The sequence below is a fragment of the Hyphococcus sp. D3-15 genome, assembly GCF_055809375.1.
In genome coordinates this window covers 817392-842237 of sequence record NZ_CM147910.1, presented here as the reverse complement: position 1 = coordinate 842237, position 24846 = coordinate 817392, and the positions used below count along the sequence as shown (strand labels likewise).

Below are 24846 nucleotides of genomic sequence, written 5' to 3'. Positions count from 1 at the left end.
TGATCTATTCCTTCGGCAATGCTTCGCCGGCGGCGACGCGCATCAACAGGGACTCCGCCATATACCAGTCGGACTGCTCATCAATATCGACCGATTCCAGCCGCGGCGTTTCGAACAGCACCGGCTTTTCACCAATGCGCGCGCCGGTTTTTGCAAAACTGTCTCCGGTGAAAAGGTAGCATACGGAGTTTTCTTCGAGATAGGGCGGCAAGTCCTGCGTGCGGATGAGGTTCGCCGGATCATGATTGATCGGCGCGCCTTCGGGCGTATAAAACCGCGTCTGATGGCGGTTCACTGTAAACAGCAGAATCTGCCGCGCCTTTCGCCTCCGCCGCCAGAAAGTCCGCAACCATCGACTCAATCGTTTCGCCCCGCAGCAAGGGGTTGGTTGTATGGGTCATCAGATAATAATCCGAGGCGACATTGGCGATGTCATCGCCCAGCACAAGATTCATTGAAACAAAGTCGCCGCAAATTTCCGGCTTGCGGTCGCGGATCATCACCTTGCCGTCATAGTCGCCGTCTTTGAGGCCATTATCGGCGAGAATCGACCGGGCGTCCGTGTTGATGACAATGCGGTCGATTGCATCCAGCGCCGCCGTTTCGTCGAGCACCCAGCGGAATAACGGCTTGCCCGCGATCATCCGGAAATTTTTTGACGTCACCCGGGCGCTATGCGCCTTCATGGGCAACAGGGCCGTCAGGCGCTTGCCATCGCCAATCATCGTTTAATCCTTATACAAAAGCGTTATTCGGCAGGCGCCTTATGCGCGCCTTTCGCAGACCCGCGCGCGCGATGCGGCGCGTTCTTTTGCGGGCGCGGATAGTAATAGCTTTCCTTCTGGGCGCGGGAAAGAGCGCGGTGTTCGTTATGGCCGCGATAAGTGCCCCAATATTGCATCAGGCGGAACATGACGATCTCCGGCGCCAGCGACCAGAAGCGCCGGACGCGCAGGGCTTCGGAAAAGTCATGGAACACCCCGGCGGCGAAGTAGCGCACAAAGTCAGTGAGATGAAAATGCACTTCCGGCATGATCTCGCGCAGGGTGAGCGCCTCGCGATAATAACGCCGCCGCGTTTGCTTATATGTCTCTTCATGAATGTGAATGACCGGCGCATCCGCCACATAGCCGATCTTGCCGCCGTCTTTCATGACCGCCTTGCCGAGCACCATGTCTTCAAGACCGGTTACCGCTTCATCGAATTTATGCTTCGCCCAGAGATCTTTCCGGATGGCGGCGTTGGCGTTGTTGATGAAGAAGTCTTCCTGCGGGAGCTTGTCGTGATCGGGAAAATATTGCGCAAACACCTGGTGTTCGGAAAAGCGCGTTACGTCGTGGCCGATCTGCTGGCCATAGACATAATCGGCGCGGCCATCCGCCAGCGGCGCGACAAGATTGACCAGCCACTTTTCATGGCCCGGAATGCAATGCGCCGAAATGAAAATGAGATAATCGCCCGTCGCGGCCTCGCAGCCATAGTTCAATGACCGGCCAAAGGTGAAATCGGACTTCTTGATGTGAACGATGCGGCAGTCATGCGCTTCCGCGATCTCCAGCGTCCGGTCGGTAGAACCGGAATCGACCAGCACGATCTCAACCTCATAGTCGCCGGCCTCTTGCTGCTTGCAGGCGGCAAGCGCATCACCGAGCCATTTCTCCTCGTTCAACGAGCGGAAGACAATGCTGATCCGGCCTTGGCTCGTGCGGGGGCTCATGCGGGCGCTTTCCTAGCGGGTCGAAACTGGCGTTTTCGCAAGCATTTATGCCGCAATCCGCCCGCTGAGTGAACCCCAAAGACCAGGCCCGGAAAGCCTGGCCTCACAGCCGGGCGAGGGCCTGGGTGAACTCCCGGAGATGGCGGCGATTCACGCAGACCAGATCGGTCTGGATCATATTGAAATGCTTGGCGCAATCAGCGAATTCAGACAGATACGCGTTCCAACCGACTTTCCGAAACCCGGTCCATGCGGTGCGCCCGTTGGACATGCCGATCTTGGTCCGCTCGGGTTCGAACAGCTTCAACGCCTCTTCGCTGGGATCGCCGTAAAACAGATAAGAAGTATCAAACAGCAGCATGCCGGACTCGACAAGCGAGGACAGAAGCTCCGGCTGCCCCTTGAATTCGATCCAGAACAGGCGCGCGCCATCAATGATCTTCGGCATGCCCTTCATGGCCTCGACCTCGCCGCCCTCGAGATCAAGCTTCACGAAATCGATCGGGCCTTCATCCGATAGATAAACGTCCGCTGGCACGGCTTCGACATCATAATTGTGACCGCCGTCTTTTTTCGCGATCCGTCCGCCCGACGAATATCCCGCAAGGCCCCGACGGCCCCATGCGGAGTCTTCTGCGACGACGGCGGGGACATGAAAGGGAACCGAACCGGGCGCTGCTGAGAGCGCTTTCTTGTGGAGAATAACGCGCGGATCGCGTTCCGCGAAAAAACGATGATTGCCCGGGAAAGGTTCAAAGGCGTGCACAACGCCGCCAGGCGCAAGATGCTTGGCCATGAACTCAGAGGTCTGGCCCGAGCCGGCGCCGCCATCCAACGCATTCTTCATGGGCGTTCCGCTGGCTGCATAGGCTTCAAGTATCGCCTCAAAACCGGGAACGCGCAAAGCGCTTAGCAGAATGTCCATGAATCCTCCGAAGTAAACCGCGACATTAACCAGCGCCCCTTTTCCCGGCAACTCTCAATCGAGCAAACAGGGCTAATTAGAACCCCGAATAAAATCTCAGCTTCGAAACGACAGATCTGCTCGGTTGCAGCTTCGACTGGACGCCCCCGCCCAATCGGGTAAGGCTGCCGGCTTACGCCCAGAAAGAATCGCTATCTTGACCGATCCCCGCTTACTCCTGCTCGACTTCACCGCCATTCCGGGGCCTGCCGCCACCAGCACGCTCAAAGCCGCCTATTTCGATGATTGGCGCGATGACGCGCTTTTACATATTATGGATCTCGGCGCTGACCATCTCGGACTCGCGGCCAGTCCCGATTACGCGCCGCGCGCGGTTCCACGCGACGCATTGCCGGCGCACAAGCTGACGGAAGCGTTCAGGCCGCAAATCATTTTATATCGGCCAGTAGCCGATTCCCTCATGTTTCACCGCTTTTCCATGGAAGCCATCGAAGCGGGACTGGCCCAGGGCGCCGGTCTCGCGCTGTGGATGATGGATGACTGGCCGGAGCGCCTGAAAACATCAGACCCCGCCCTGTATGCAGAAATGGACCGCGATCTGCGCGCGCTATTTGCAAAATCAGCGGTCAATTTCGCCATCTCCGAAGGCATGGCCCGGATTTTCGGCGACCGCTATGGCGTTCCCTTTGCGGTCGCTCATAATGGAGTCGACCCAGCAGACTGGCCTGCGGTCGACCGCGCGGGAAAAGACAATGTTGTGGTCCGCTATGCCGGATCGCTCGCGCCCGACACAACCAAAGATAGTGTCGCCGCCGTTGCAAAAGCCGTCTCCAATCTCGCGCAGCGTGGCGCACCCATTCGCCTTGAAGGCCGCACGCATAAAAGCTGGATGGCGGCGTATGGCAAGCCGCTAAACGCGCTGAAAGGCGTCGCCTTCGCGCGATCGAATTTCGACGAGACCGCCTATCGGCGCTGGTTGTCGGAAGCGGATATTCTTCTCATCGCCTATAATTTCGACGAGGCGACGCGAACCTATCTGAAATATTCTTTCGCCAACAAGGTTCCTGAAACCATGGCCGCCGGCGCGGCGATTTTGGCCTATGGGCCGGGAGATATTGAAACGCTGGGCTTTCTTCAACAATCCGGCGCCGCGCTGATGGTGACGCGCCCCGATGCGGCGGCGCTTGAAGACGCCCTTGCATCGCTTGCCGCAGACAAAGACAAACGCCGCGCCCTGGGCGCCGCCGCGCGCGACTACGCCTTCGTCCATTTTGACCTCAAGACAATGAAAACCGCTTTCCGGAAAATGCTGGCCGACGCCGGTTCGCCTCCCGGCGAACTCGCTGGACTTGGCGCCCGCGCCGCGATTTACGAAACCGCCGGCCCGCCGCAACCACGATCCGCCTATAGAAAATTCGCCGATGCATTGCATGACCGGGCGCCAGGCGTTGCAAAACTCATCCAGCCATTTGCACAACGCCTCCTCAAAATCGCCCGCAGCGCAAAGGGCAAATAAGGGGCACCCGAAAAATTCCGCCGCCATCACGCCCTGCACTTTCTCGCCGTCATTGCGTTGATGAATTGGCCGCAACGTGAGAATTACGTTCCGCATATGCCAGCTGACAAGCGGATAGAACGATGACGACTGAACATATCGGCGTAGTGACCGGACTTTCCGATCTGGCGAATTTTCTCGCCGCCTTGCGGCGACGCACCGGCGCCATCGCCCCCGCCGGCGACATTGTGAAAATCGTGCTTTTCGGCGGCTTTGGATCACTGCCGGCGGGCTTGATGAAAGAGTTCATGCAAGTCGCCGCCGACGCGTTCCCGGAGGCCCGGATTCTCATGGCGCCGCTCGAGCGCGTATCGGCGAGCGACTTTGATTCAGACGGATATGCCGAACCGCAACTGAGTGAACGCGCATCACGGCGCATCGTGTACGGCAACGCCATCCACAAGCCGTTACACCAATCCTTCTACGCCTTCCTCGCTCCCGATGAGTTTGTATTTTTTGACAACGGGCTTTCGAGCTATTGGCGCCACGAGGCGGACATCAAGCGCGAGTTCGCACGCTACGGCGTCGTCTTTCCATCTGAGGCGTTTCTGTCGCTGTCGCCGGGTCTGCCGACGCCGCCTTATCTTTCAGCCATTCCCCAGACCCCGCTGGCCTATGCCGACTATGCGGAGATTTACGCGCGCATCGCGATGGCGGCGCGCATCAAACCCCCAGGCGGTTGGCTGGCGCATCATGTCGTGTTGGGGACAAGCCTGTTCCGCATCAAACGGATAAGCTGGGAAGAAGAGCGCGACATTTACCGGCGCCTCATAGACGCCATAAGGCGCGAAAAGGATGCCGCCGTCACCTTCAAGGCGCATCCGCGCGCATCTGATCGTCCCTTGCTGACGGAGGCGGACGGCGTTGACGTGCTGGAAACCGGCGTCCCCGTCGAAGCATTCATCAAACCGGGCGCAACAGGCCGCGCCTACAGCATTTCTTCGACATCCCTGTTCACGATGCAGCATTATTTTGGCTGGACCGCACTTCGCCTCGATTCTCCGGCCGCACGCATTGTCATCAAACAAAGCCCGCATCTGGGCATGATCAATATGGTCGAAACGCTTGCGGTCTAAGCCATTCGCGCGCCGGCTTTATCCGGCCTGCGGCTTAAAACACTCAACATCGCTGGCGAATGCGCCTAGCCTTTAAATGCTGAGAAATTTCCAAACCAGAAAGCGTGCGGGCCGTGTCAAATTTCCTTCTTCAAGACCCCGATTGCGTGCTGATTCATATTCCCAAAAATGGCGGATCAACGATCCGGCGCGGCCTATGGAAGGCGAATTATGTGGGCCCCGAATTCGGCGCCATCCCCGATGACTGGGCGGGCTATTTCAAATTCGCATTCGTGCGGCACCCGCTGGACCGTCTGATTTCCGCATGGCGCGACTTCAGCCAGTATCGGAAATTCGAAGGCGGCATCGAAAAATTCCTCGATATCGTTGAGGATGAAAGCATCATATATGATGAGCGCCGCAAGACGATGGAAGAAAGCCTTCGCCATCACACGATCCCCCAGACACATCCCTTCAATTGCCTTTCGGCGGCGGATTTTGTCGGGCGATATGAAACCTATCTGGCGGATCTGAACCAGGTGCTGGCGCGTGTCGGCAAGACGGCGGATGTCATCCCGGCCATACGCAAAACCGACCGCCAGCCATGGACCGCTTATCTCAAAGGCGCAACGCTCGCCCGCGCCGTTGAATTTTACGACGATGACTTTGCCGCACTGGGCTATGAAAAGCCGTGATGGCGAATGCCGGGCTTAACTGAAGCGGGACAACGCCCGCCCCGCCAGCTCCGGCATCACCAATCCATATCGTCTTCATACCCCATATCGATCAACGCCTGGCCGTAACGCTCTTTGAAAGCCTCGGTTATGCGCGGCGTGAAGTGCTCTTTCCAGGGACCGCTATCGGGATTGGCGCCGGTTCGTTTGTAATTGACGCCAGCGATATCGACGACGCCGAAGAACTCCGAAATTTTCCGCATATAAGCCTGCGGGTCTTTTGAAAATTCCTCGATTTTGATGGTCATGATTCGCTCGTCATCAAAGGGCGCTAGCATTTGGGTTTCGATGATCTGCTTGGTGATGCTGCCAAGCTCATGGAGGATGCCTTCTTCCGTCGGCAATTCACGCAAGATAGGCTGGTCTTTCACCAACAGGTCCCAGACCCATCCATTGGTATTCGTATCGTGCTCGCCCTTATGGTGGAAATAGTCGGAGATCAGCACCTGCCGGGGGTCGCGCAAAATGCGAAGGCCTCGCCAGTCATCCGTCGCGTCCTTGATTCGCGACAGCGAACGGTCCGTGGCGTTTGAAAAAAGCACAAGATCGCGGGCATCCTCACCCAGATTGTCGAAGTCCATATTACTCAAATCGAGATCGTCGCTCATCGAATAATGGAAGGGAGGGTGTTTGACTTCATAGCGACGAATGCGGCCACCGGTCGCCTCGGCGGCGATGGCGAAAACTTCATTGCGGAAAAACCGCGAAGCGCATTTGTGATGCCCGAAAAAGACGAGCGTGCCCGGCGCATCGGGATAGCGCAGATCGCCGATCTGCCTTTCGCTGGACCCAATGCGCTCGCGGAGGCTGCCCACTTCGGAAAGCCGGCGTCTCAACTGGGTCTGTAGCTTTTCTTCGCTCGCTTTCGTCGTGTTGACGATATTTGTGTTCAAGCTCTTCGTGCTTTGCGCGACCGCCGACTGGATATCGGCCGTCAGCTTCTGTTCAAGCTGGTCCAAATCTTCTTTCACCGTTGCAACTTCGGCGCGGGCCTGCTCCAGCGCTTTTTGCGTCTCTGCGTGTTGCGCTGCATTTTTTTCAACGACAGCCGCCGTCTCGCTGATTTTCTGCTGTTGCAGCTTCAGCCGCTCCGACAGATTGACCGCATGCCGTTTGGAGACGGCAATTTCGGCGTTCTGCTTTGCAAGGCTGGCGCGCAGCGCCACCGTCTCCCCGGACAGGCGCGCGGCGTGCTGATAAATGCGCAGCGCCAGATAGAAACTGACGAACATGGCGATGGCGAAAGCGCCGCCGCCCCACAGCAATATGCGCAATTCCGCACCAACCGGCAGCAATCCGACCAACATGACCAGAGAAAGCGCGGCAAGCGCCGGAACTGTCCACCGACGTCGGCGCCACAAACCCGCCAGACCAAGCCGCCCCAGACGCAAGCCGGCGAACAGCCGCGGCGAACGCACCCGCACCCATTCCCCGAAGGCCGCATAGAAAGGCTGCTCGACCGGCTGACTGGCCGCCGTCACAGCAATGCCGGGCTTTGCCGCCGCGGCGGCTTGCGCTTTCTTGCGCGCCTTATGAGACGTGACATGAGCTTCAAATGCCTTTGTTACAGCCTCGAAACCGGGGTCTTTCTGGAAGGCTAAAATATTCCCCCAGGAATTCGCGGGCACTTCAATGCCGGGATAGGGGACCACCCGGCGCCAGTCATGCGGGATGCCATATCGCACGATCGGGTGCCACTCGCTGATATAGACCGTGTACCCCCTTTCGCGCAGATAGTCGCCGATATCCTGCCATTTATGGCCGAGGCGCACGGTTTTGGCGTCTTCATATTCGCACTCGATGACATCGGGCTTGAGGCGATCCCAGGGCACGCCCTTCAGCACGGAAAAATCATAGCCCTCAACATCGATCTTGAGAAAATCGATATGGCTGAGATCGTGTTCCTTGATAATGTCCGCGACCGTCGTCACATCAACGCGCGCGCTTTCTTCATGCGTCTCGCGGAAAGCATGAAGCGCGCTTATGCCTGTGCTTTCTTCAGAGGCAAAAAAGGAAACGCCCTTCGCTGGCTTGTCGCTGACTGCGCGCGTGTCGATCGTGACATTGCGCGCATCCCTAAACCGTTTCATCAGATGCTCGCGATTCGATGCGTCGGGCTCGAAACAGTGAATCTGCCAACCTTTGTCGACAAAATGCTTGGCGCTGTGCCCCCTATGCGCGCCAACGTCGATCATCGTGCGCATCCGGTTTCCAGCCGCCCCGTAGAGCGAGGAAATAACCTCTGTCTCATCAAGCGTCGCGTGCTTTGAGCGCGGCAGGTCAGGTTTTATTTCCCGTGCAAAAATCGCATTATAGGTGCGGCGATCATAGGCCGAAGGCCCGGCATTGTTTTCAGACATATCGAAGATTCTTCGCCCTTCGTTTTCAAGGATCGTCTTGACTTGGCTATGCCAGTCATCGCCGGGACCGGTTTGCGCCCCTGAAACTTCATCGCAATTCACAAGATAGACCGGATCGAAGCCCATATGCCGGGCGATCTGGATCGCCGCGACAAGCGGGGACGCCGGCCCGCACAGACCCTCCGCCGCATCGCGCGGAAGCGCTTCGCCTTGCGAGCCGGGCAGGCGTTTGTAAAAACAAGACCCGCCCCCTTCACGCAGCCGGTCTTTGTTTTTTTCATCAAAGAAAAACACCGAGCCCGCCAGCCCGTTCAGTTCACGCGCCTTTTCATCGTCCAGCTCGCCGTCGCCGGCCACATAAAAGGTCGGCTTCCAGTCCAGCCGGTCATAGAAACGGTAAAAATCACCGACGCCGAAGGTGCATTCCCCTTTGAGAAGATTTATCGGCGCATCGGCCAAATGATCTCCATCACCCATGATGAAAAGACGGCGGCCCGCGAATTTGTTTTTCACAGAGGCGAGATCGACATCCTGCGAAACGGACAAGGCCGCCGATTGAGGCTTGGCCGCGCGCGTTGTCGTGCGGCGGCGCTGGATCGCACGCTCATAGGCGCTTTTCGCGACATTGGCGCTGCGCACCCAGGTGTAGGTGCTTGCGCGGTTGACGCCCCGCTCCCGGAGCGATGCGGCGAGCTTTTCATCCGTCAACACGGCGTGCAGCGCTTCGGCGATGGCGGGCGGATCGTTGGGATCGGCGAACATGGCGTGCTCGCCCGCAACCTCCACCAAAGGAGGGCGGTTCGAGGACACCACAGGCGCGCCGCATTTCATTGCTTCCAGGATCGGCAAACCGAAACCTTCATCAAGCGATGGATAACAGAACGCCGACGCGCCGGAATACAACACCGGCAGATCGTCATCATCGACAAACCCCGTCACGATCACCGGCGCTTTTTTCTTGTCGAGCGTGCCGACCAGCGCATGAAGCTCTTCGTCGAGCCACCCCTTGGAACCCGCCAGCACCAGGCAAAGGTCGTCAATCGGGTTTTCCTGCATGAGATGCACAAAGGCTTCAATCGCCGCGCGCATGTTCTTTCGCGGCTCCAGCGTATTCACGCACAGAACATAGCGCCGCCCCTTGGGGACGCCATATTTCGCGCGAACCGCCTCGACCCGTGATTGATCATTCTCAACACGGAAGCGCGGCGACACGCCGAGCGGGACAACTTCGATCTGTTCCGGCGACAGATGCGGGAAGAGATCGATCAAATTGGATTTCACATGATCCGTATTGACGATGATCGTGTGCTGCGGGCGCACCGATCTGAGAAGTCCCGTAAGATAGTCGCCGATCGTATTTCGCTCGCCGGCTTTCACGAACCATTCGGGGTGCTTCAACGCGATCACGTCAAAGACATTCACGACAATGGCTGGAAACGCCTCAGCCGGCACGGTCGGACCGGCGCGCCAGTTGAAATGATATATGTCGAATTTTCCCGGATTATAAATGAGGTCCGGCTTGTAGTTTTCAGCATGATACGCATCGAGCAAAGACTGCATGTCATTCGAGAGCAAGCCCGGCTTGTTCAATGCCGAAAGCGCGCTACGGGACGCCCCGCCTTCGGCGAAGGACGGCAGCAGAAATTGCTCCGGCGCGAACACGCCGGTTTCGCGCACATAGCGTACGGCGTTTTCGCGCTCCAAGCGCGCCGAGCACAAATATAAATCAACCCCATCAACAGCGCTCAGCGCCGCGCCGAGAGATTCCGTGGCCCGGTAGATTCCTGCAGGGTTCGCGCCGGTCGACGTGTGTATCTTCCCCAGCGTCGTAATGTCGTAAAGCACTTTCAAGGCAGACATCCTTTAAAAAAGCGATTCAAACTCGACCCGCTCGATCTCATCAAGCTCACCACCGACTGTCGCGTTCATCAGCCTGCCGCCTCGTTGCGCCATATAGGACGCCGCGCGGGAAAAGCCGATTTTCATGTCTCTTACATTCGGGCTGTGCCATTTCTTGCCCCGACCAAAATAGCGCGGGTCGAAATGGTTGTGGTCGTCATCTTTCGTGCTTTCGAGCTGCAGCTTCACCCCGTCGCCAAACACGTCTTCTCCCGACTGTTTTACGGTTTTCGGCACCGAGTATGACACGTCTGTGCCGATCAAATAGATCTCACGGAAGCCCATGAAAAAAGCGAGCTCGGTCGCGATGACCGCAATAGTGCCGCCGCCGCCAAAGCCGAAAAACGGCGCCGTGGGCTCGAAACAGCCTTCAAACCCCTCATAGAAACCTTTTGTATGGTGCCAGTAATGCGATGAGTGATCGCCCAGCAGAGACTTGTAGCGGGCGGAGAAAAATTTGTACGGCACGTCGAGTTCGGCGAATTCCTCCGCATTGTCCGGCACAACCCGCACATCGAAGGCGGTGAAGAAAGTCGGCCGCCAGGACACGCGCTCAAACAGAAGCGAAATGCGGTTCAATCCAAAAACATAATCGTTTTTCAAGAGCTCAAGCGGCGTTTTGTTCAGGCTGGGGCCGTTGCCCATAATAAAAATACGCTCCCCCGCGAATTTGTTTTGCAGCCGGTAAAATTTATCCAGATCGGGCAGCGACAATGGCTCTCTCGTCACTGGCTGAAACGCCTTCGACGCCGCTTCGTTTTTATCCGGCCGTGAAATAGCGCTGGCGGGCCGCCCCGAAACAGGCGGCGCATCCTTCAGCGCGCAGATCACGGCTTTGTAAAAATAGACCGTTTCAGCGGTTGCCCCATTCGCGACGCGCAGAAGGATTTTCCTGGCGCCGTCTGGCGCCCGGAAGGCGGCAGAGGAGATTTTATTGTTGCCTTTAGCGGCGCCAATCGAGGCGAGCACGCTGCCTGACGCCGCATCAACAAGCTCGAATGCAGCGCCTGCTTCACCGGCGAAGTCATATTCGATCGAAGCTGAAAACTGACCGCTATCGGGCAGGCTGATCGTCGCGATATCAAGAGGCGCCTGCCCGGCTGTTGTCGGCGCTGCGGCGATTCTCTTGACGAACTTACCGTCGACAATTTCCGCATCAACGGAGCAATCATCCACAAGTAAAGTGAGCGACCAATCCGCATTCTTCGCGCGCGACGCCAGCGCGTCATCAAGCGCCCCGCGCAACTTCGCATCATCGCCGCGATTAAAAGCGGAAGGAATCTGCCCGGCATCGTCAAGCAGGCGCAGCAAAGCCACGGTTTTTTCAGGCGATGGCGCGCGCCCGCCATTCGCGACGCCCAGCAGGAAAGACGTCTTCGCAGCAAGCCCCTCCGCCTTCGCCACAAGCCGGGATGCGGTTTGCGCCTTTTCTTCAGGCGCTTCGGCATGCAGGGCGCCGCCGTCCCGCCGGGGCGCGCTCTCCTCGAACAGCTCCGAAAACTCCCGCCTTTCATAAACCTCGAGCTCGCCCCCGACCGTCGCATTGTAGATTTGCCGGTTCCTGGACAGCACGCCGTAGCGACATTGGTGGTGGCCGCGGATCATCCGCTCAACATTTGGATCATGCCAGCGGCTGCCGGCGCCAAAATAGCTCGGATCGAAGTGGTTCGGATCGTCATCGCGCGTGCTGGTGAGGTGCAGTTTCACACCCGTTCCGAACACATCGTCGCCTTCCTGCGTGACGGTTTTTTCGACCTTGTAGCCAAGGTCGCAGCCGATCAGATAGATAGGATCGAAACCCATATGAAACGCGAGCTGCACCGCCGTTCCAACCACGGAACCGGCGCCGCGCACACCAAGCGACGCATCAGAAGCGAAGCGCTGCTGGTCCGGCAAATGCGGCGGCGCGTCCTTATGGGTGTAAAAAAACACATCCTCGCCTTCGCGCAGAAGACCGCGATAGCGCTCTTCGAAAAAGAAGGTCGAACCCTTGAGCGTGTTGATTTCATCGGCGATGTCAGGAACGACGCGCCAATCGACCGCCGTATAAAAAGTCGGCCGCCAGTCGATGCGGTCATAGAGGAGGTAAATTCGGTTCACCCCGAATGTGTATTCGTCCTTGAGAAGATGCAGCGGCGTATTGTTCACGCTCGGACCATTGCCGATTATGAAGATACGCTTGCCTTTGTATTTATCTTTCAGGCCTGCAAGCCGCCGGACATCGTCCTCTGGCGGGTCCATATAGCCGCCATTGTTTTTAAAGAACTCTTCGCGCAGCCGCCCCCATTCACGATTGCGCTCGCGCTCATTAGCGCCCTGAATTGTCTTCTCAATCTCAGCCCATTCGCGGCGCAATGCAGAATCGGAAGCCTTATCTCGTTCGCTCATTGCGTGAGCCTCCTATCCCTCTTCGCCATCGCCCGGCGCCGCGCCCGCCGTCAGGCTTTTTGCGTTATTTGTAGTCAATGTTCCAGCCATCGGCGTCCACGCACATTGTCGGGCGATCCCGCTCCCCGGCAAGCCAGTCGAACACAGTTTGAAACTGCCCGGCGACGCGCGCCCAGCTCATCTCGCCAATGCGCCGGCGGGCCGTTTCATTGAGCGCCGGCAGGTCCGTCGCCGCAACGTCCAGAATTTCGCGGATCGCCTGCAGCGTCGACGTCTCACTTGCCGAGTCAAACCAGATCGCCTCGCCATGAACCATTTTCAGATGTTGCCGCGCCGAGGCGATGTCATTGACGGCGACCGGCTTTCCTGCGGCGATGCCTTCGAAAGCCACATAGGCGCCGCCTTCCGCCATGCTGGGAATGATGACGCCGGCGCAATCGCGGTAAAGCGCGGTCAGCTCTTCATCACTGATCCGGCCCGGGAAGATTATCGACTCCTGAAGACCGCGATCGGCAACGAGCTGCTTCAATTTATCCGTGATGTCCGCCGAGAAATCCGATCCGGAACACACAATCCGAACCGGCTGGCCTTCCTGTTTGAGCGTGCTGGCGGCCTTGATCAGCGCTTCGTGGTTTTTATGCGCCTGCAACTGCGCCGGATATAAAAGGAACGGCTCTGCCGCCGCGCGCCCCTTGCCCATCACAACTTGCGTATCGAGCAGCAAAGGCGATTCGGTCAGGTATAAATTCATCAGCGATATGCCCGCCACCCGCTCTATATCGTAGAAAGTGCGCGGAAATTCGGTCATCACCACGGTCGCGCTGGTCAAATTATTGCGGAAACCTGCACGCACGCTTTCGACATTCTTGTACTTCCAGCCAATGTCGAACACATGAAGATCGTGACAGATCAAGACCGACCTGTCGCAGATATTGGGCAACTGAAAGTGATGCGGCGCAAGCTCAATCGCCTCGCGGCTCAACGCGCCCGCGCGAGCCTCCGCCAGCGACACAATGTCGGAACACATGCCTTCGATCAGCGGCTTTGTCGGCGCCGTCTCAAGCGCCGCGATGTCTTTCATTGCGAAAATGATGTCATTGTCGTCTGAAAGCGCCGAGCATAGTTGGAGCAAAAAACCCGCAACGCCCAGCGTATTTTCAAACGGAAGCTTTTCGCAGTTGACGACGATTTGCTTCCGCATACCCGCTTTCCGTCATTACAAACCCGGCGCAGCGTCCGCGTCAGTTTCCCTTGCGCTGCATGACGCGGCGCTCATCCGCTTCAGCCATAAGCGTGACAAGCTCTTCCAGGCTGGTGGTCGCCTCCCATCCAAGATGCTTGCGGGCCTTGCCCGGATCGCCAATCAACAGATCGACTTCAGCGGGGCGGAAAAATTTCGGATCAATGCTGACGATAACGCGGCCGGTCTTTTTATCGACGCCTTCGGTTGTCAAATCTTCCCCGCGCCATTCAAGGTCGAAGCCAAGCGCTTGCGCCGCCGCTTCGACAAATGAACGGACCGTATGGGTGCGCCCTGTGGCGAGAACATAGTCATCGCCTGTATTGCGCTGGAGCATGGCGTACATGCCCTCGACATATTCCGCCGCATAGCCCCAGTCGCGCTTGGCGTCGATATTGCCGAGCCGGACCTGGTCGCGCAGACCATGTTTCACTTCAGAAAGCTGATAGGTGATCTTGCGCGTAACGAACTCAGCGCCGCGCAGCGGGCTTTCGTGATTGAACAGAATGCCCGAACTTGCGTGCATGCCATAGCTTTCACGGTAATTCACCGTAATCCAGTGGGCGTACAGCTTGGCCACGGCGTAGGGAGAGCGCGGGTAAAAAGGCGTATTCTCAGATTGCGGAACATCTTGCACCTTCCCGAACATTTCGGAGGTCGACGCCTGATAGAAACGCGCTTCCGGATTGGTCAGGCGAATCGCTTCGAGAATTCTCGTGACGCCGAGCGCGTCAATCTCGCCGGTGTAAAGCGGCTGTTCGAACGACACCCCGACAAAGCTCTGCGCAGCGAGATTGTAGACCTCGTCCGGCGCGACCTTGTCTATGGTGCGCAGGATGTTTCCCTGCTCGAACAGGTCGAAATCCTCAAACCGCACGTCGTCAGCGACGCCGAGTTCTTCCAGGCGCCAGGTATTGGACGACGATGTGCGCCGCGCCGCGCCATAGACCTCATAGCCCTTTTCCAGCAGTGATTTCGCCAGATAGGCGCCATCCTGCCCTGTCACTCCGGTAATGAGCGCTTTTTTCGCCATCTAGAAATCCCTCAAAACGCCAGTTTAACTTTGCGCAACGCGCCCCTTTACCCGAGGTCTAGGAGCGGGCCGCAAGCTTGTCAAACCGGCATTTGGCCTATATTCCATTGATCTTTATCACTGACCCGATCAAAAATCAGCGCCCGCGCAGAACACGCGATTTTGGAGTGACACAACACACTGGTTCGGTTGAATCGTCTAGTGAATTCAGCCTATGTCAAAACAATCGTAGCGTCTGAAAAACAGAAATCATATGTATCCGCTTAAAGACAAACGCGTGTATGTCGCCGGGCATCAGGGTCTTGTGGGATCGGCAGTCGTGCGCCGCCTCGGATCCGAGGGCTGCGAGATCGTCACCGCCGGACGAGAAGAACTCGATCTGCGCGACCAGGCCGCCACCCACGCCTTTCTTGCCGACCGGCGCCCGGACGCTGTGGTGCTCGCCGCCGCCAAGGTCGGCGGCATCCTCGCAAATGACAGCTATCCGGCGGATTTTCTCTACGACAATCTCATCATCGAGACGAATGTGATCGAAGGCTCGTTTCGCGCGGGCGTCGAAAAGCTCCTGTTTCTAGGCTCTTCTTGCATTTATCCGAAATTCGCGCCGCAACCGATTCCCGAGGACGCGCTGCTGACGGGACCGCTTGAGCCCACGAATGAGTGGTACGCCATCGCGAAGATCGCCGGCCTCAAGCTCTGCGAGGCCTATCGGCGCCAGCATGGCGCGGATTACATTTCCGCAATGCCGACCAATCTTTACGGACCCGGCGACAATTTCGACCTCGCCACCTCTCATGTGGTGCCGGCGCTGATGCGCAAGGCCCATGAGGCCAAGCTGCGCGGCGACAAATCCCTGATGATCTGGGGCACCGGTTCGCCCCGGCGCGAATTCCTGCATGTGGATGATTGCGCCGACGCGCTGATCTTCCTCCTCAAGACCTATTCCGAGGCGAGCCATGTGAATGTGGGCTCCGGCGCCGATCAGACGATCGCCGAAATCGCTCAAATGATCATGGACGCCGTGGGGTTTGAGGGCGAGCTTGAATATGACCGCTCAAAACCCGACGGCACACCCCGCAAACTCATGTCGGGCGAGAAGATCGCCGCCATGGGCTGGCGCCCGCAAATCCCGCTCGGCGAGGGCCTGAAAGACGCCTATCGCTGGTTTCTTGATCACGTTGCAAAGCACGAAGAGGGCTAACCGCGCTCTCCGGCTTTGCCTGCCCGTCAAGACTTTATGAAAGCGCAGTTTGTAAAAGGTTTTCCATGGCGCCCAATTCCGCCCGACACGTCCTTTCCCTGACCGGATATCCCTGCCCCGCAACGCATGGGCGATTGCGCGAAGTGCAAACCCGGCCATGAGCGATCAACGCCTCCTCAACAATCACGGCCTGATGCGCACCTATTCCGCCATCGCGCAATATCGCGGCGCGGTCGAGCTTGGCTGGTATGATTTCATCACGCGCTTTCGCCAATCCTATTTCGGTCCGCTCTGGGCGACCTTTCAACTCGCGCTGTGGATCGCCGCCCTCGCGCTGATTCTGCATGGCGCCTTTGGCGAGAATTTCGGCGAGTATGTCATCTATGTGGGCATTGGCCTTTATATGTGGGAATATCTCGCATCGGCGCTGACCGAGGGTCCGTCGCATTTCACCTCGCAGGCCGACCTGATCAAGAATGTGCCCGTCGATCTTTCCTACATCACCATTCGAAAGATCTCGTTCCTGCTTTTCCGGAGCGCATTTCAGCTTCCCGTGCCGATCGCGCTGGTGCTTTATTACGGCGAGGTCTCCAATCCGGTTCTGCTTCTGCTTTTGGCGCCGATTCCCATTCTCCTCGCCTGCTTCACCTATGCCTGCCTTGTCGTCTTCGGCATTTTAGGCGCCCAGTTTCGCGACATCCCGTTTCTCATGCCCGCCGTGGTGCGCTTCTTCTTCTTCACCACGCCGATCATCTGGCGCGGCGACGCGGGGATCCGGAAAGTCATTTCGGACTACAATCCGTTTTCGTATTTTCTGGAACTGGTTCGTGCGCCGATAGAAGGCCGCGCGCCGTCTTCTTTCACCTGGATTGTGGTTTGCGCCGTTTCCTTTGGCGGCCTGTTGCTGGCCGTGTGGGTTCAAACGGCGTTCCGCAACCGGCTGATCTATTCGCTCTAGAAAGCTTCCTCATGTTCAAAGAGAACACAGCGCAGTTATGAGCCATATCAGTCTCAAATCAGTCAGCCTTGATCTGCCGATTGGCGGCGCTTCATTAAGCGCGCTGTTCAGGCCCGCCCCGCCGGCGAAAACCAATCCCCGCATCGAACGCCGCGGCAATGGCCAGGTCTGCAAAGTGCTGCAAGACATCACGCTGGACATTAAGCCCGGCGAAAAGACAGGCCTGATCGGCGTCAATGGCGCCGGGAAATCGTCTTTGCTGCGCGTGCTCGCGGGCATCTATGCGCCGACGAAAGGGACCTATGAGGCGTCGGGGAAAATCTCGACGCTCTTTACCTCCACCCTCGGCATGCATTTCAACGCCAGCGGCCGGGAAAACATTTTCCTGTCGGCGCGCACGCTCGGATTTTCGCGCGCGCAAATCGCAGCAGTGACGGACGACATTGTCGACTTCGCGCAGCTTGGGGACTTCATCGATTTTCCCATCCGCCTTTATTCCGCCGGCATGAAGACACGCCTCGGCTTCGCCATCGCCACCGCCATCCAGCCGGAAGTCCTGCTCATCGACGAGGTGTTCGGGGCCGGCGACACCTCGTTCCGCCGGCGCGCCAATGAGCGCATCAAACGCATCATGGAAAACGCCGGATTGCTGGTCATGGCGACCCATTCCGATTCCATGATCAAGGCGTTCTGCGACCGGGTGGTCTGGCTGGATCAGGGCGTGATCAAATATGACGGCCCAACCGACGAAGGCCTGTTGCTGTTCCAAGAGTCCCAGAAATAGCGCGCGCTAGACTAATCCCGCGAGCGGTGACATATCTGCGCGAATGACCGCCGCCGACACCGCCCCCCAACATGCGCATGCGCCGGAACAAGGCGTCGCCCGCGTCAATGGCGAGACCGCCTTCATTCTCGGCAACGGCCCCTCCCTCGGCAAAGTCGACCTGACCTCCCTTTCCGCCTATGCGACGGTCGGCCTGAACGCCGCCTATCGGCACTGGCGCCAGATCAATTGGCGCCCGCGCTATTACGCCTGCCTCGATCTTGTGGTGGGCCTGTCGCACAAAGACGCCATCGCCGAGCTGATCGAAGAAGGGCGCATTGAGCGGTTCTTGTTGCGCGCCAATCTGATCGAAGCGCTGGGCGAAACCGGCGCCAGCGCGCGCGTCGTCAATTATGACGCCATACGCCCGTCCACCGCGATACTCGCGGTCGATCCGGTGACCACCGGCAGCCATTCTGCGCTCTGGGCGGCGAGCATGGGTTATGATCAGATCGTGCTGCTCGGGATCGACGCCAATTACAAGGAAGTAGTCGACGGCGCCGCGCGGCGCGACGGCATAGAGCTTGAGATCGTACGCGACGGCGCCAATCCCAATTACTATTTTGAGGGCTACCAGGCGACGGGCGACCGTTTCAATCTGCCTAATCCGCGCCCTGATCTTCATGTGAACGCATGGCGGCGCGCCGCACGGCTCATGGCGGCGGCGGGGGCGAGCGTCTTCAATGGCAATGAGCAATCCGGCGTCCGCTGTTTTCCTTTCATTCAAATCGACGCCTTCATGAAAGAGGGGGATGCCCCGCGCCCGGCCGGCGAAACACTGGACGCCTTTGCGGAAGAAGCGCCCGAAGCGCCGGTTTCGCGCGGCGAAAGATTGCGCGCCTTCATCGCCGCCTATCGCAATAAAGGCGCCCTTGCGGCCCTTATGTCCGCCGCCGCTTTTCTTGTATGGCTTTTTGCATTCAAGCCTGCGCCAGCGCTGGCGGTTTTCGCCGCCGCCATGCTCGCCTTGATGCTGGTCGCGGGCGCGGCTTTTTTATATTCGCGCTTCACCATGCTCCAGCATCTTCACCGCCAAAACGAAACGATCGGCGCCTTGCGCGCGCGGCTTGCCGTTCTTGAGGCGCAAGTGCTGAAGCTCGGACGGCGACGCCCTTAAAAAACGCCCGCTTTCAAGATGTCGTGCATATGCACGACGCCGACCAGACGCCCCGCCTCCACCACCGGGATCTGCGTGATCTTGCGGTCGTTCATCTGCTGCAGCACCGCACCCGCAAGGGTCTTCGGCGCAGCGCAGATGGGATTGGCGGTCATCGCCGCCTGCGCGGTTTCCGGCGTCCTTCCCGTGGCGATGATCCGGCGCAGATCGCCGTCGGTGATAATGCCGGCCAGCGCGCCATTTTCAGCGATGACAGTGACGCAGCCGATATTTTTCTCCGACAGTTCTTTCAGCGCCGCCGCGAGGCTCGCGGTTTCAGGCACAGCGGGAATCGCGTCGCCCGAACGCATCAAATCACCCGCCGTTTTCAGCATGGCGCCGAGCTTGCCGCCGGGATGAAACACTTTGAAATGCGACGCCTCGAAGCCGCGCGCGCGCAACAACGCCACCGCCAGCGCATCGCCCAGCGCCATCGACAAGGTGGTCGATGTGGTCGGCGCATTGGTTTCCGGACAAGCTTCCGGGGCGTCGGGCAATTGCAGCACGATGTCAGCGGCGCGCGCCAGCGTGCTGTCGCCATTCGCGGTGAGCGCGATGAGCCCCACATCGAAACGGCGCGTATATTGGATAAGGTCATCCATCTCCGCCGTCTCGCCGGAGCGCGACAGGGCGAGCACAATATCGCTCGTCTGAATCATGCCGAGATCGCCATGGCTCGCTTCAACCGGATGCACGAAATAGGCGGCGGTGCCGGTGGAGGAAAGCGTTGCGGCGATCTTGCGCGCCACATGGCCGGACTTGCCGATGCCGACGCAGATGACGCGGCCTTCCGCCGCCAGAATTTTTTCGACCGCCCGGCGGAAATCCTCGCCCAGCCCCGCCGCCATACCGGCAACCGCCTCGCCTTCGACCCGCAGCACCTCGCGCGCCACAGCGAGATAATCGACGCCCTTTGCCTCACCCATGCCGGTCATCATGTCTCCGTTGTCCTGAAAAACGCAGTCTAGGCCGCGCCGCCAGCGTAATAAACACCAACGGCTTCTTAACACCTCGTCAAAGGCGGCCTGTCAGCTTATGAACGATTAAGTTTTGCCGGAGGAGACCGCTTGAAGACGCTGATTGTCGTTCCCGCCCGATACGGCTCGTCGCGTTTCGCCGGCAAGCCGCTGGCGAAGATCGCCGGGCGGAGCATGGTGGAGCGTGTGGCGATCCGCGCCGCCGCCGCCGCAAAGGCGCTCGGCGATGCAGATTATGTGGTCGCGACGGATGATGCGCGCATCGCCGATCATTGCGCCGGGCTGGGCCTCAAGGCGGTCATGACCGATCCGGCGCTCGCCAGCGGTTCCGACCGGGCGCTGGCAGCGGCCCAGGCCTTGAACGCAAGCCCCGACTTCATCATCAATCTCCAGGGCGACGCGCCCTTCACCCCCGTCAATTACATCACCCAACTGGTTGAAGCGCTGGAGCGCTCTCAGGCCGACGCGGCGACGCCGGTCATCCGGCTCGACTGGGACGCGCTCGACGCCTTTCGCGCGGCGAAACGCGAAACGCCGTTCAGCGGCACGACCTGCGTCTTCGCCGAAGATCATCGGGCCTTGTGGTTTTCCAAAAACATCATTCCGGCGATCCGCAATGAAGCGACCCTGCGCGCGACGGAGGACGCCTCCCCGTCTGGCGCCATGTGGGTCTTTACGGCTTTCAGACCGGCGCCCTGCATCGCTTCACCGCCCTGGCGCCGTCTCCGCTGGAATTGACCGAGGGACTAGAGCAATTGCGCCTGCTCGAAAACGGCATGAGCATTCAATGCGTGCCAGTTGCCGCATCGGCGATTTCAACCAGCGGCATAGATACGCCGGAAGATCTGGATCGGCTGGAAGCGCTCATCGCCGGGCGCGGCGATCCGGATGCGGAGTATTTCAGCGCATGAACGATCTCTATATCCTTCGCCACGGCAATACTTTCGGAAAAAACGACATCGTTCAGCGCGTCGGCGCGCGCAGTGATCTGCCGCTGTCGATTTCCGGTGTGATGCAGGCGGCTGCGCTCGCCGCTCATTTCGAAACGCAGGGCGTCTATTTTTCCGATGTATTTTCCTCGCCCCTAAAGCGCGCCATGATGACCGCGACCGCTGCATCGCATGGCGCCAAAGTCGAGATCCTGCCATTTTTGACCGAGATCGATTACGGCCCCGATGAGGGCGCGCCGGAGGAAGACGTCATCGCCCGGATCGGCGCGCAAGCCCTGCAAAACTGGGATGAAAATGCGGTTGCGCCGCCCGGCTGGATCGTCGATCCCGAAGCCTTGATCGAGGACTGGAAAGCCTTTTTCATGGAATGCTCGATGCTCGAAGGCCCGGTGCTCGCCGTCACCAGCAATGGCGTCGCCCGTTTTGCGCTCGATGCGGCGGGCGCCGGCAAGGGCGATTTTCCGCGCAAGCTTGCCACCGCCGCATGGGGCCGCGTCGAGATCGGCGCGGGCGGCAAAGCCGAAATCAAAAGCTGGAACGAACGCGCCTAAAGCGGCAATGACGCCGACTTTCTGAGATCGTCAAAAGCCTTCAGCGTTTTAAGAATGCTCTCCAGCTCATCGAGCCGGATCATGTTCGACCCGTCCGATGGCGCATTGTCCGGGTCCTGATGAACTTCCATGAAGACGCCGCCGACGCCGACCGCCATGGCGGCGCGCGCCAGGACAGGCGCGAATTCACGCTGGCCGCCGGAAGTCGCGCCTTGCCCGCCCGGCTGTTGCACCGAATGCGTGGCGTCAAACACCACCGGCACGCCATTGGCGCGCAGTTCCGGGATGGCGCGGAAATCCGTCACCAGCGTATTGTAGCCGAAGCTCGCCCCGCGCTCGGTCACCAATATGTCCTTCGCCCCGAACTGGTCGAGCTTGTCGACCACATGGCGCATGTCCCAGGGCGCCAGAAACTGCCCCTTTTTCACATTAACAGCGCGGCCCGTCTCCGCCGCCGCCTGCAGCAAATCCGTCTGGCGGCAAAGAAAGGCCGGGATTTGCAGAATGTCGACAAACTCCGCCGCAATCGCGCATTGATCGGGCAAATGCACATCGGTCAGCGTCGGCAGGCCGACCTCTTCACGCACGGCGCGAAACACCTCGCGCGCCTCGTCCAGCGGCACGCCGCGATAACCCTTGGCGCTGGTCCGGTTCGCCTTGTCGAAAGAGGTTTTGTAGACCGCCTCCACGCCGGCCCGGTCGGCGATATCGCGCAGGGACGTCGCCATCATCATCGCATGATCAGCGTTTTCCAGCGCGCAGGGGCCAAGGATAAACGCCGCCGGACCGTCATTCGAAAATGTCGCCTTGCGGCCTCTGGGGCTCGTCGCGGTGACCGAAGCGTTGCGCGTCGCAGTCGCCATGGCTCAATGTTTCCTTGCGTCTTCCCGATACCCCTAGCAATGCTCAGCGCGGGCGCCAAGCGCCGCCCAATCTGGCGCCGTGTCTGACGACGCGTCTGGGGCGGCGTGTCCATTGCCTCAACCCGCGGCCTGCCATAAACGGGCCTGATGGCGCCGCAAATCTCGGTCATCATCGTCAACTATAATTCGGGCGCGCGCCTGGCGCGCTGCGTCGCCTGTCTGAAGACGCAGACCTTTCAGGATTTCGAGACAATCATTGTCGACAATGCCTCGACTGACGGCTCGGCGGAGTACGCGCGCGCCGACAGCGCCGTCACCCTGATCGATGCGGGCGCCAATCTCGGTTTCGCCGCCGCCAATAATCTCGCGGCCAAAACCGCGAAAGGCGCGTGGCTCGCTTTCCTCAATCCGGACGCCTATGCGCAGGATGACTGGCTGGCGGAATTCGCCGCCGCCGCCGCGCGCCATCCGGAGATCGACGCTTTCGGTTCGACCCAGCTTGATGCAGCCAATCCTGACATCATCGACGGCGCGGGCGATGCCTATCACGCGTTCGGCCTTGCATGGCGCGGCTGTCACGGCCTGCCCGTCAGCACGCTGCCGCCAGAGGGCGAGTGCTTCGCGCCCTGCGGCGCGGCGGCGTTTTATCGCAAACCGGTTTTTGAAACGCTTGGCGGTTTTGAAGAACGGTTTTTCTGTTACGCCGAAGACGCTGATCTGGGCTTTAAATTGCGGCTCGCCGGGGGCGGCGCCATACAGGCGCCGAAATCCGTGGTGCTGCATGAAGGCTCGGGCGTCACCGGCAAGGCAAGCGACTTCACCGTCTATCACGGTCATCGCAACCGCATCTGGGCCTATGCGCTCAACATGCCCTTGCCGCTGCTGATTACGACCTTGCCGTTTCACCTGCTGGTCAATCTCTATCTGGTGGTGCGGTTTTCGATTTCCGGCGGCGTGAAATCATATCTTCGCGCAGTGAAAGACGCCGTGAAGGGCCTGCCGGAAATATGGGCGCTCCGTCATGAGCGCCAGCGCGGGCGCAAAGCCAGCGTCGCGGAGATCGCCCGCGCGCTCACCTGGTCGCCGATGAAAGTGATGCGCCGGGAGGCCGATATTCGAGACCGGTTGAAGCGCCCTTAGGCTTACTTGTCGCGCAGCGCTTTTGCCGAGACCACATTCATCGGCTTGACGATATAAGCGAGCACGGAGCGTTTGCCGTTCAGCACCGCAACTTCCGCCGCCATGCCGGAATGGATTTTCAGATCGCCGCGCTTGCTTTTGAGCGCTTCCGCAGACGTCCTGACGGTGATGTTGTAAAACCGTTCGCCGGTTTTCTCGTCTTCGATCGCATCCGGGCTGATGGTTTCAATCACCCCGTCAAGCGATCCATATTGCGATGAATCATAAGCGCTGATCGACACCCGCGCTTCCTGCCCGATGCGCAAAAAGCCAATATCGGAAGGCTTGATTTTTGCCTCGACCAGCAGCAGATCCTCGCTCGGCACCAGTTCGACAATTGTTTCACCGGGCGCGACGACGCCGCCAATGGTCGACACCAGCACGCGGTTGATGACGCCCGCCACCGGGGCGCGCACATCGGTCCGCGCCACCTTGTCCTGCAAAGCAGGCAGCTCGCCCTTGAGTTCTTCAAGGTCGGCCTTGGCGTTGTTCAACTCATCTGCGGCTTTGGCGGAAAAGGTTTTGCGAATGCGCGCAATTTCGCCTTCGGCCTCGCCGATCTCCAGCAACATGCTGCTCACGGCGATTTCCGCGCGCTGCATGTCGCCTTTCGCCGCGGCGTCGCGCTGGCGCGCGCGCAGTAATTCGACCTGCGGCTCAATGCCCTTGCTGACCAGCGTGTCCATGATGCGGTGCTCTTCGGTGGCGAGCGTCGAGGCTTCCTTGGCTGTCTCAAGCGCCACCCGCGCATCATCAAGCGCCCGCTTGCGCTGGTCGAGTTTCTTTTCTTCAATTTCCAGTGACGCAGCGAGTTCTTCGGCGCGTGCTTCGTAAAGCTGGCGCTCATTCGCCACGGCGCGCGGCGAGGCTTTCACCAGCAATTCAGGAAATTCGATTGGCTTCAGCGCAGCCTCCGCTTCCAGCCGCGCGATTTTCGCCGCCAGCACATTGTAGCCTTCCTGACCTTGCGCAAAAGCGACATTGATCTGCGTCGGATCAAGCTTGACGAGAATGTCGCCCGCCTCAACCCGGTCTCCGGCGGAGACAGCAATCTCCTTGACGATGCCGCCTTCGAGATATTGCAACTCCTGCAACTGGTTCGAGGTGACCACCCAGCCTTGCCCGCGCGTCACCCGGTCAAGCTTGGCCAGCGACGCCCAGACGAGCGTCACAACGACAAGCGCCGCCAGAATATAGAGCAGCAATTGCGCGGCCTTGGCCGGCTCAATCGGCATCTCTTCATCGACTTCGACCGTTGTGGAGATTTCGCGTCCGCTCATGC

Annotated in this window: 20 protein-coding genes and 1 pseudogene; 10 read left to right on the top strand and 11 right to left on the bottom strand. The window is 59.2% G+C overall.

Annotation, left to right across the window (positions count from 1 at the left end; translation table 11 throughout):
• Positions 1-4: 4 nt before the first annotated feature.
• The 4 genes from AC0L8G_RS04340 to AC0L8G_RS04325 form a co-directional block, all read right to left on the bottom strand.
• On the bottom strand, positions 5-295 hold the full coding sequence (locus AC0L8G_RS04340; RefSeq protein WP_473387115.1) for a hypothetical protein: 291 nt from the start codon (positions 293-295) through the stop codon (positions 5-7).
• Complete coding sequence (locus AC0L8G_RS04335; protein ID WP_473387113.1) at positions 240-725, bottom strand: cytidylyltransferase domain-containing protein; 486 nt, start codon at positions 723-725, stop codon at positions 240-242. The genes AC0L8G_RS04340 and AC0L8G_RS04335 overlap by 56 nt, the downstream gene beginning before the upstream one ends.
• Positions 726-748: 23 nt before the next feature.
• Positions 749-1717 (bottom strand): glycosyltransferase family 2 protein, encoded by a 969-nt coding sequence (locus AC0L8G_RS04330; protein WP_473387111.1) that lies wholly within the window; start codon positions 1715-1717, stop codon positions 749-751.
• A 103-nt stretch (positions 1718-1820) separates the two neighbouring features.
• Positions 1821-2642, bottom strand: coding sequence for an FkbM family methyltransferase (locus tag AC0L8G_RS04325; protein WP_473387109.1), 822 nt, complete (start codon positions 2640-2642; stop codon positions 1821-1823).
• Between the two features lie 196 nt (positions 2643-2838).
• Here AC0L8G_RS04325 and AC0L8G_RS04320 point away from each other — a divergent pair, with 196 nt between their 5' ends.
• From AC0L8G_RS04320 to AC0L8G_RS04310, 3 genes are all read left to right on the top strand, one after another.
• Positions 2839-4158: a glycosyltransferase family protein gene (locus tag AC0L8G_RS04320; RefSeq protein ID WP_473387107.1), complete on the top strand. Its 1320-nt coding sequence runs from the start codon at positions 2839-2841 to the stop codon at positions 4156-4158.
• Positions 4159-4280: 122 nt separating this feature from the next.
• On the top strand, positions 4281-5273 hold the full coding sequence (locus tag AC0L8G_RS04315) for a polysialyltransferase family glycosyltransferase (RefSeq protein WP_473387104.1): 993 nt from the start codon (positions 4281-4283) through the stop codon (positions 5271-5273).
• Positions 5274-5386: 113 nt separating this feature from the next.
• Positions 5387-5947 carry a sulfotransferase family 2 domain-containing protein gene (locus tag AC0L8G_RS04310; protein WP_473387102.1) on the top strand — a complete coding sequence of 187 codons (561 nt, stop codon included), beginning with the start codon at positions 5387-5389 and terminating at the stop codon, positions 5945-5947.
• 56 nt (positions 5948-6003) lie between these two features.
• Here AC0L8G_RS04310 and AC0L8G_RS04305 read toward each other — a convergent pair whose 3' ends face one another.
• From AC0L8G_RS04305 to gmd, 4 genes are all read right to left on the bottom strand, one after another.
• Positions 6004-10191: an FkbM family methyltransferase gene (locus AC0L8G_RS04305; RefSeq protein WP_473388796.1), complete on the bottom strand. Its 4188-nt coding sequence runs from the start codon at positions 10189-10191 to the stop codon at positions 6004-6006.
• An 18-nt stretch (positions 10192-10209) separates the two neighbouring features.
• A complete protein-coding gene (locus AC0L8G_RS04300) occupies positions 10210-12633 on the bottom strand; it encodes a 6-hydroxymethylpterin diphosphokinase MptE-like protein (RefSeq protein ID WP_473387100.1) in 2424 nt (807 codons plus the stop codon).
• Between the two features lie 64 nt (positions 12634-12697).
• Positions 12698-13834 carry a glycosyltransferase gene (locus AC0L8G_RS04295; protein ID WP_473387099.1) on the bottom strand — a complete coding sequence of 379 codons (1137 nt, stop codon included), beginning with the start codon at positions 13832-13834 and terminating at the stop codon, positions 12698-12700.
• A 40-nt stretch (positions 13835-13874) separates the two neighbouring features.
• Positions 13875-14906: a GDP-mannose 4,6-dehydratase gene (gmd, locus tag AC0L8G_RS04290; RefSeq protein ID WP_473387097.1), complete on the bottom strand. Its 1032-nt coding sequence runs from the start codon at positions 14904-14906 to the stop codon at positions 13875-13877.
• 253 nt (positions 14907-15159) lie between these two features.
• Here gmd and fcl point away from each other — a divergent pair, with 253 nt between their 5' ends.
• The 4 genes from fcl to AC0L8G_RS04270 all read left to right on the top strand — a co-directional run bounded on the left by fcl (position 15160) and on the right by AC0L8G_RS04270 (position 19005).
• Positions 15160-16107, top strand: coding sequence for a GDP-L-fucose synthase (fcl, locus tag AC0L8G_RS04285; RefSeq protein WP_473387095.1), 948 nt, complete (start codon positions 15160-15162; stop codon positions 16105-16107).
• A 157-nt stretch (positions 16108-16264) separates the two neighbouring features.
• On the top strand, positions 16265-17065 hold the full coding sequence (locus tag AC0L8G_RS04280) for an ABC transporter permease (RefSeq protein WP_473387092.1): 801 nt from the start codon (positions 16265-16267) through the stop codon (positions 17063-17065).
• Positions 17066-17102: 37 nt separating this feature from the next.
• Positions 17103-17849 (top strand): ABC transporter ATP-binding protein, encoded by a 747-nt coding sequence (locus tag AC0L8G_RS04275; protein ID WP_473387090.1) that lies wholly within the window; start codon positions 17103-17105, stop codon positions 17847-17849.
• A 43-nt stretch (positions 17850-17892) separates the two neighbouring features.
• Positions 17893-19005 (top strand): hypothetical protein, encoded by a 1113-nt coding sequence (locus AC0L8G_RS04270; RefSeq protein ID WP_473387088.1) that lies wholly within the window; start codon positions 17893-17895, stop codon positions 19003-19005.
• Here the strand turns inward: AC0L8G_RS04270 and AC0L8G_RS04265 are convergent.
• Positions 19002-19982 carry a KpsF/GutQ family sugar-phosphate isomerase gene (locus tag AC0L8G_RS04265; RefSeq protein WP_473387086.1) on the bottom strand — a complete coding sequence of 327 codons (981 nt, stop codon included), beginning with the start codon at positions 19980-19982 and terminating at the stop codon, positions 19002-19004. The genes AC0L8G_RS04270 and AC0L8G_RS04265 overlap by 4 nt on opposite strands.
• A 129-nt stretch (positions 19983-20111) precedes the next feature.
• On the opposite strand from AC0L8G_RS04265, the pseudogene AC0L8G_RS04260 reads away from it, so the two are divergent.
• Positions 20112-20932: pseudogene (locus tag AC0L8G_RS04260) on the top strand (3-deoxy-manno-octulosonate cytidylyltransferase).
• Positions 20929-21522: a histidine phosphatase family protein gene (locus tag AC0L8G_RS04255; RefSeq protein ID WP_473387085.1), complete on the top strand. Its 594-nt coding sequence runs from the start codon at positions 20929-20931 to the stop codon at positions 21520-21522. The pseudogene AC0L8G_RS04260 and the gene AC0L8G_RS04255 overlap by 4 nt, the downstream one beginning before the upstream one ends.
• On the opposite strand, the gene kdsA is transcribed toward AC0L8G_RS04255, so the two are convergent.
• Positions 21519-22385 (bottom strand): 3-deoxy-8-phosphooctulonate synthase, encoded by an 867-nt coding sequence (gene kdsA / locus AC0L8G_RS04250; RefSeq protein WP_473387083.1) that lies wholly within the window; start codon positions 22383-22385, stop codon positions 21519-21521. The genes AC0L8G_RS04255 and kdsA overlap by 4 nt on opposite strands.
• A 147-nt stretch (positions 22386-22532) precedes the next feature.
• On the opposite strand from kdsA, the gene AC0L8G_RS04245 reads away from it, so the two are divergent.
• Positions 22533-23525: a glycosyltransferase family 2 protein gene (locus tag AC0L8G_RS04245; RefSeq protein WP_473387081.1), complete on the top strand. Its 993-nt coding sequence runs from the start codon at positions 22533-22535 to the stop codon at positions 23523-23525.
• A 2-nt stretch (positions 23526-23527) separates the two neighbouring features.
• Here AC0L8G_RS04245 and AC0L8G_RS04240 read toward each other — a convergent pair whose 3' ends face one another.
• The gene (locus AC0L8G_RS04240) at positions 23528-24844 is read right to left on the bottom strand and encodes an HlyD family type I secretion periplasmic adaptor subunit (RefSeq protein WP_473387078.1); all 1317 of its coding nucleotides are present in this window, start codon (positions 24842-24844) and stop codon (positions 23528-23530) included.
• Between the last annotated feature and the right edge of the window lie 2 nt (positions 24845-24846).

What these genes read in the sequence shown, in the direction of transcription:
- AC0L8G_RS04240 (WP_473387078.1), bottom strand. Translation starts at nt 24,844, where the DNA reads ATGAGCGGACGCGAAATCTCCACAACGGTCGAAGTCGATGAAGAGATG.
- AC0L8G_RS04265 (WP_473387086.1), bottom strand. Translation starts at nt 19,982, where the DNA reads ATGATGACCGGCATGGGTGAGGCAAAGGGCGTCGATTATCTCGCTGTG.
- AC0L8G_RS04275 (WP_473387090.1), top strand. Translation starts at nt 17,103, where the DNA reads ATGAGCCATATCAGTCTCAAATCAGTCAGCCTTGATCTGCCGATTGGC.
- AC0L8G_RS04300 (WP_473387100.1), bottom strand. Translation starts at nt 12,633, where the DNA reads ATGAGCGAACGAGATAAGGCTTCCGATTCTGCATTGCGCCGCGAATGG.
- AC0L8G_RS04295 (WP_473387099.1), bottom strand. Translation starts at nt 13,834, where the DNA reads ATGCGGAAGCAAATCGTCGTCAACTGCGAAAAGCTTCCGTTTGAAAAT.
- AC0L8G_RS04325 (WP_473387109.1), bottom strand. Translation starts at nt 2,642, where the DNA reads ATGGACATTCTGCTAAGCGCTTTGCGCGTTCCCGGTTTTGAGGCGATA.
- kdsA (WP_473387083.1), bottom strand. Translation starts at nt 22,385, where the DNA reads ATGGCGACTGCGACGCGCAACGCTTCGGTCACCGCGACGAGCCCCAGA.
- fcl (WP_473387095.1), top strand. Translation starts at nt 15,160, where the DNA reads ATGTATCCGCTTAAAGACAAACGCGTGTATGTCGCCGGGCATCAGGGT.
- AC0L8G_RS04270 (WP_473387088.1), top strand. Translation starts at nt 17,893, where the DNA reads ATGACCGCCGCCGACACCGCCCCCCAACATGCGCATGCGCCGGAACAA.
- AC0L8G_RS04245 (WP_473387081.1), top strand. Translation starts at nt 22,533, where the DNA reads ATGGCGCCGCAAATCTCGGTCATCATCGTCAACTATAATTCGGGCGCG.
- AC0L8G_RS04315 (WP_473387104.1), top strand. Translation starts at nt 4,281, where the DNA reads ATGACGACTGAACATATCGGCGTAGTGACCGGACTTTCCGATCTGGCG.
- AC0L8G_RS04330 (WP_473387111.1), bottom strand. Translation starts at nt 1,717, where the DNA reads ATGAGCCCCCGCACGAGCCAAGGCCGGATCAGCATTGTCTTCCGCTCG.
- AC0L8G_RS04335 (WP_473387113.1), bottom strand. Translation starts at nt 725, where the DNA reads ATGATTGGCGATGGCAAGCGCCTGACGGCCCTGTTGCCCATGAAGGCG.
- gmd (WP_473387097.1), bottom strand. Translation starts at nt 14,906, where the DNA reads ATGGCGAAAAAAGCGCTCATTACCGGAGTGACAGGGCAGGATGGCGCC.
- AC0L8G_RS04255 (WP_473387085.1), top strand. Translation starts at nt 20,929, where the DNA reads ATGAACGATCTCTATATCCTTCGCCACGGCAATACTTTCGGAAAAAAC.
- AC0L8G_RS04280 (WP_473387092.1), top strand. Translation starts at nt 16,265, where the DNA reads ATGAGCGATCAACGCCTCCTCAACAATCACGGCCTGATGCGCACCTAT.